General features: G+C 39.0%; 10 protein-coding genes. 5 read left to right on the forward strand and 5 right to left on the reverse strand.

Annotated elements, in window-relative coordinates:
• The first annotated feature begins 46 nt into the window (after positions 1–46).
• Positions 47–166 (forward strand): IS3 family transposase, encoded by a 120-nt coding sequence (locus SD31_RS15970; protein ID WP_410528239.1) that lies wholly within the window; start codon positions 47–49, stop codon positions 164–166.
• A 106-nt stretch (positions 167–272) separates the two neighbouring features.
• Positions 273–473, forward strand: coding sequence for a hypothetical protein (locus SD31_RS05970; RefSeq protein WP_039053459.1), 201 nt, complete (start codon positions 273–275; stop codon positions 471–473).
• Positions 474–518: 45 nt separating this feature from the next.
• Here SD31_RS05970 and SD31_RS05975 read toward each other — a convergent pair whose 3' ends face one another.
• From SD31_RS05975 to SD31_RS05990, 4 genes are all read right to left on the reverse strand, one after another.
• On the reverse strand, positions 519–725 hold the full coding sequence (locus SD31_RS05975; RefSeq protein ID WP_156138232.1) for a hypothetical protein: 207 nt from the start codon (positions 723–725) through the stop codon (positions 519–521).
• The gene (locus SD31_RS05980; protein WP_231561232.1) at positions 704–1,078 is read right to left on the reverse strand and encodes a DUF5017 domain-containing protein; all 375 of its coding nucleotides are present in this window, start codon (positions 1,076–1,078) and stop codon (positions 704–706) included. The genes SD31_RS05975 and SD31_RS05980 overlap by 22 nt, the downstream gene beginning before the upstream one ends.
• Positions 1,079–1,130: 52 nt before the next feature.
• Positions 1,131–1,346, reverse strand: coding sequence for a DUF5017 domain-containing protein (locus SD31_RS21200; protein WP_039053462.1), 216 nt, complete (start codon positions 1,344–1,346; stop codon positions 1,131–1,133).
• A gap of 145 nt (positions 1,347–1,491) precedes the next feature.
• Positions 1,492–2,475 carry a hypothetical protein gene (locus tag SD31_RS05990; RefSeq protein ID WP_039053463.1) on the reverse strand — a complete coding sequence of 328 codons (984 nt, stop codon included), beginning with the start codon at positions 2,473–2,475 and terminating at the stop codon, positions 1,492–1,494.
• A 176-nt stretch (positions 2,476–2,651) separates the two neighbouring features.
• Between SD31_RS05990 and SD31_RS05995 the strand changes: the two genes are divergently transcribed.
• From SD31_RS05995 to SD31_RS15100, 3 genes are read left to right on the forward strand one after another with little or no spacing between them, the layout of a single operon-like run.
• Complete coding sequence (locus SD31_RS05995) at positions 2,652–3,488, forward strand: cation:dicarboxylate symporter family transporter (RefSeq protein ID WP_262506551.1); 837 nt, start codon at positions 2,652–2,654, stop codon at positions 3,486–3,488.
• Positions 3,466–3,906, forward strand: coding sequence for a cation:dicarboxylate symporter family transporter (locus SD31_RS19980; protein WP_262506552.1), 441 nt, complete (start codon positions 3,466–3,468; stop codon positions 3,904–3,906). Before SD31_RS05995 ends, SD31_RS19980 begins: the two co-directional genes overlap by 23 nt.
• Positions 3,907–3,966: 60 nt before the next feature.
• Entirely contained in the window at positions 3,967–4,518 is a 552-nt protein-coding gene (locus tag SD31_RS15100; RefSeq protein ID WP_231561233.1) for a lysoplasmalogenase, read from the forward strand.
• A gap of 63 nt (positions 4,519–4,581) precedes the next feature.
• On the opposite strand, the gene SD31_RS06005 is transcribed toward SD31_RS15100, so the two are convergent.
• Positions 4,582–5,211 carry a DNA topoisomerase gene (locus SD31_RS06005; protein WP_039053464.1) on the reverse strand — a complete coding sequence of 210 codons (630 nt, stop codon included), beginning with the start codon at positions 5,209–5,211 and terminating at the stop codon, positions 4,582–4,584.
• Positions 5,212–5,280: the final 69 nt, after the last annotated feature.

The raw sequence follows: 5,280 nt of genomic DNA on the forward strand, positions 1-5,280 counted from the left end.
TTGAGATAGAATAAGTTCAGATTTTATACTCAAAAAGTACCATGAAATCGATGAACTTAAACGGGATATAAAGAACTACATTGAATACTATAACAACGATCGAATAAAACTCAATCTAAAAGGAATGAGCCCGATAAAATATCGAGCTCATCACATAGACAATTAATTTTTAACTTTGTCCAACTTTTAGGGTGCACTTCACTTTATCGGACAAGCTCTTTTTATTTTCTTACCACTACCCTTTCCTGTCTGATTTATGATATCTTTGTACTATGGACAAAAGATTACTCTTGAACATAGTTGTGGTCATCCACATGGCTTTGACCGGCTTGATGCTTTTTCATCTCTTCAAACTGAAAAGTATTCAGCTTGGTAAGTTGATATTAACGTTTGTGGCATTGCTTATCCCAATCCTAGGTCCTTCAGCTTTGATACTGTATTATCAGCGTCAGCCAAAACAGCAGAAGAAATAGGAATTTATATATACGACACAATACATAAATAAAAGAAAATTTGTCTTATTCCTCAATGCTTATTGTAACTTCCTTAACTACTTCTTGATATCCCTTAAAATTAGAATTAACAAATACAAAAGTTACCACATAAGTTCCTGGTTTAGTAAAAACATATTTATAGGATTTTGGCATGTTATCGGAATAAGATTTTATAGCCTCTCCATTATCTGGATTTACAGCAAATGGATTCAAAGCCTTCGTAATAGCCATTGCTCTGCAGGGAGTAAATTGGATTCAGGATTATAATATATCATAGTGGAATTAGCTGTAAGTTCCCATTTGCCCTTTTCAGTTCCATTATAATTCACCGCCCTCCAGCCAGCATTTGCTCTATTTGTCACTAGCAACAAGTCGTCCTGTACCGTATTATAAACATTAAATTCATAAATACGCCACGTACGCTGTTGTGCAGCTCCTGTTGTAGAAGCCAATCCAGTATATTTATATGCAAAATATAAGGGTTTAGAAATGTCTATCAAATCTTGTATATTAGCCATCGGAGATACCAAACGATTTCCTACAGCGCCTGACGCAGCTGTACTCCATTGAAGCCTATCACTAATATCAATCCATGTGGCTGCATCAATACCTTCTGGAGTGTAACTTCCATTGAAGTCATTGAGACAAAAACAGTCTTAGGTTGTTTGACTGAGAGCCATACAGTACCTGTGTTTCCATATTTATAGAAATATTTCCTTCCGAAAGTCTAGTTCTTTCTCTATGTCTATATTCTTTCCCACTTTCTCCAGAGTAAAATGTAATCACATCTGATTCGCCACGGAAAATAAATTCGACACTATCACCTACTTTATAGGTGTTTCCATTAGTCATTATCTCTACCTCTGGTGGTAAAACCTCAAAATTATTACAGGCGACTAAAACAGAACTTATAAGCCTGATTATTAAAAGTTAATACCAAATTTTCTTCCTTTTAATTACCAGCATAAAAAAAAGCTCCACATAATGGAGCTTTTTTTTATGCTTTTTCTAATGGAATGTTTTCTAAAAATTTACCATCCGGTCCTTTGATAAAGCTCATCGGATTTTCCGGGTCTTTAATGATTTCAAAAAGCAGAAAACCCCATGGCTTCCAGAAGTTTTCTAAAACCTGACCATACGTTTTCACCGTCCAACTGTCGAAGATAGGCTTCATAGTCCAGTCGTTCAGTGGCATAGGCTCTACGTAAACCTTCTGCGGAGTTTCCATAAAGGTGTATTCCGGAAGTCTGTTGAATAGATACGCTGAATAGAAATAGCGTGCACAGATTTCCTCAAACTGTATAGGGTGCAGTTTTTTATCTTGGACAAGGGTCAATATCTCCTCATGGTATATGGCGTTGGTACCATTATCTTGCAACGTAGCCACGATACCGAAATTTTTCATCCGCAACGAAAAGATTAATGTGTTGATTTCATCACGGTACAAAAATGTATTTTCAGGATTATCTACCTCAAAAATTTCTATCGTAAAAGGGTTTTTATGCTCAAACTCCATAGGTACGACGACAGACTGCAGCATAGCATGGAGGTTACGGAATTTGTGAACGAGAGCTTGAGAAAAGTTCATCTGCTCGCCTGCGAGGATAGATTGGCGGATACCGGCCTGAATTTCGTTGAAGACGACACCATACAGGATTTTTGCCACCCATTGGAAAAGCACCTCTTGCGGCAAAGCTTTCACGGCTTCAAATCCGGACAACATGGCCTGTTCTACCTGCATCTCCATCTTTTCGAAGGCTTCCGCCGCTTCCGTAGAACATGGCAGCTGCAACTCCTTATAGGTACGCACACTCTCATCCAACATCTTAAACGGCTTGTCTTCCAACTCAAAGGCACGCATCATCCACACCGGGAACACCTGAATTTTCTCATCAGAAGAGTTTAAGGTTTTTCCGGTCAAAAAACATGTGTTATTGTCGAATTTGAAATCTAGAAAAGGATTGTATAGTCTTGTCGTCATATTGACAGCAAAGGTAATCCTTTAAGGCAAAACTTAAACCGTACTAACAGTCAATTTACGCTAATCTGACTTTTAGGAATATGATTTTTGCCCCTTGAAAAGTGAAGAAAACCTATATATTTGTCTTTTATATTTTCTCAACCTAACCATAACAAAGTCTATTGCTAACCATTTTTATGAAGAAACTTTTTAAAACGCTTTATTTTCAAGTTGTCATAGCCATCATCATTGGTATATCCTTAGGTCATGCTTATCCTGAATTGGGAGTTGCCCTTAAACCTTTTGGCGACGGTTTCATCAAGCTCATCAAAATGATTATCGCCCCGCTGATATTCTGTAGTATTGTGCTAGGGATTTCCGGCATGCAGGATGTCAAAAAAGTGGGTAAGCTGGGAATCCGCTCTATGGTATATTTCCAAATGACCACCTTTACCGCTATGTTTATTGCTTTAGCTGTCATTAACCTAGCGAAACCTGGAGAAGGTATGAATATCAGCATATCACAGCTGGACACCAGTCAGGTTTCAACCTATCTGGAAAGCAGCAAAGAACAGAAAGGCATTGTGCAGTTCCTTCTTAACATCATTCCAAATAATATCATAGGTTCACTGGCAGAAGGGAATATCCTTCAGGTGCTTTTCTTTGCCATATTACTAGGCTTTGCCTTTGCCAAAATGGGTGACAAGGCAGATCCCGTCAAGCATGTTTTGCAATCCTTCCTAGACGGGATATTTCTCGTTATCAAGATGATTATGAAGGTTGCTCCTTTAGGTGCTATGGGTGCCATAGGCTTTACTGTAGGTAAATACGGATTAGGAGTCCTCAAATCATTAGGAATGATGATGGTATGGTTCTATGTAGCTTGCCTGATATATATTTTTATCTTCCTTGGCATCATCCTTTACCGTAATAAGATCAGTATCTTCAAATTTCTGAGTTATATCAAAGAAGAATTGTCTTATCGTTTTAGGTACCTCATCGTCAGAATCGGTGTTACCTGCTATCATGGATAAGCTGGAGAAAGCCGGTTGTAACCGTTCTGTCGTAAATCTTGTCATCCCTACCGGATATTCGTTCAACTTGGATGGTACGGCCATTTATCTGACTATGGCTTCCGTTTTTTTGGCACAGGCTATCAACCAACCTATGGGGTTGAGTGAACAGCTTTTTTTGTTATTTGTACTTACCTTCACTTCTAACGGAGCTGCCGGCGTCACAGGGTCCGGCTTTATCATCCTAGCGGCAACTTTACCTGTGGTGGGACATATTCCGGTAGAGTCGATTGCCATCGTATTTGGTATCGACCGCTTTATGAGTGAAGCTCGAGCTTTAACCAATATCATAGGAAATGCTACGGCCGGACTTGTCATGGCCAAATGGGAGAATGAGCTGAACATGCAACAGCTAAATACAGCACTGAATAAAGGCTAGAAAACTAACACAGAAAGTCTACACGTGATGAGACGGGTATACTTAATCTTGCTGGGGATAATGTTGGTGTTAGACCAATGTGTTATTGGTTTGCAGTGGACATATTCTTTGCGCTTCATAACCAAAACCGTCCTTATTCCATTATTAATAGGCTATTACCTATCTAGTCCAGTGCGAGTGAATAAACTTTTTGTTGGTGGCTTAATAATGAGTTTTCTAGGAGATGTATTCCTCTTGTTTGGATGGGGATTTGTGGCGGGACTGAGCTGCTTCTTGACCGCCCATATTCTTTATATCCTCACTTTTAAACCTCTTTTGAGGTACAAAAACACAGCTATCCTTCCTATTATCCTTCTTTTTATTTTTGGTTTATACATTTTTCTCTACGAAAATCTAGGGGTAATGAAGATTCCTGTTTTTCTTTATGCATTTACGATTGGAGCTATGCTTTATGTAGCTTTAGGCACAGGACAAAAGTGGATAATGATTGGAGCTATATTATTTGTTTTGTCAGATTCTATTCTGGCTATCAACCTTTTTCACCATCGTTCGGACCTTAGGGGGGATGAGTATCATGCTAACTTATGTGTTGGCACAGTATTGTTTGACTGAAGGAATATTAATTGCAGACAAAAGTCATAAGGTATAGCGTATCTTTCACGCCATACCTTATGCTTATCCTACATTTACCTTAAAGTTCTCGAAAATTAGAGGGGCATTCACTAATTGGCCATCTTTAGTTTTGACGCCTTTAAGTTCGGAGGTCTTACCTTTTTCCAAGAGGTTTTTCATTTCTTTTTCATCGAGATAAACGCCATTCAATGTTCTCCAAATCTTAAAATCACACCCTCTGGCGTAATGGTCGCACTGCGCTATTTTCTCGTAAAGTTGGATCTGTCCATTAGGACACTTAGGACATTTTATTTTACCCTTCTGCAGTGGTTTTATCTCCTGCTGAGCGAAAGAAATACGAAGCTGTAGCAACTCGTTGGTGATTTTTACTGTATAATCCTTGATATGCTTCATGAAGACGTCATAGCTCACCTTGTTTGCTCGTATTTCTTCCAGCTTTTGTTCCCATTTACCGGTAAGGGTTACTTTGGCTATAGAACGGTCCTTCACCAGATTGTAAACGGCAAGTCCTTTTTCTGTAGGGATGAGTTTCTTTTTATCCCGTTTGATATATTCCCGTTGGAAGAGAGTTTCGATGATGGAAGCCCTTGTTGCCGGAGTCCCCAACCCACAATCTTTCATAGCCTTGGCGGTAGCTCCTCGTCCTTCAATTTCTTTACCTGATGTTTCCATTGACTTTCAAAGAAGAAGCTTCTGTGTGAATGAGCTTAGGCTTAGTAAACGTTCCGTACAGTCCAATGT

It is taken from the genome of Sphingobacterium sp. T2, assembly GCF_000814685.1.
In the GTDB taxonomy this organism is placed as follows: Bacteria; Bacteroidota; Bacteroidia; order Sphingobacteriales; family Sphingobacteriaceae; genus Sphingobacterium; species Sphingobacterium thermophilum.

Bases quoted from the DNA above. Each gene is read 5' to 3' on its own strand.
- SD31_RS05970 (WP_039053459.1), top strand. From the start codon at position 273: ATGGACAAAAGATTACTCTTGAACATAGTTGTGGTCATCCACATGGCT.
- SD31_RS05975 (WP_156138232.1), bottom strand. From the start codon at position 725: ATGGCTATTACGAAGGCTTTGAATCCATTTGCTGTAAATCCAGATAAT.
- SD31_RS21200 (WP_039053462.1), bottom strand. From the start codon at position 1,346: ATGACTAATGGAAACACCTATAAAGTAGGTGATAGTGTCGAATTTATT.
- SD31_RS05990 (WP_039053463.1), bottom strand. From the start codon at position 2,475: ATGACGACAAGACTATACAATCCTTTTCTAGATTTCAAATTCGACAAT.
- SD31_RS05995 (WP_262506551.1), top strand. From the start codon at position 2,652: ATGAAGAAACTTTTTAAAACGCTTTATTTTCAAGTTGTCATAGCCATC.
- SD31_RS15100 (WP_231561233.1), top strand. From the start codon at position 3,967: ATGTTGGTGTTAGACCAATGTGTTATTGGTTTGCAGTGGACATATTCT.
- SD31_RS06005 (WP_039053464.1), bottom strand. From the start codon at position 5,211: ATGGAAACATCAGGTAAAGAAATTGAAGGACGAGGAGCTACCGCCAAG.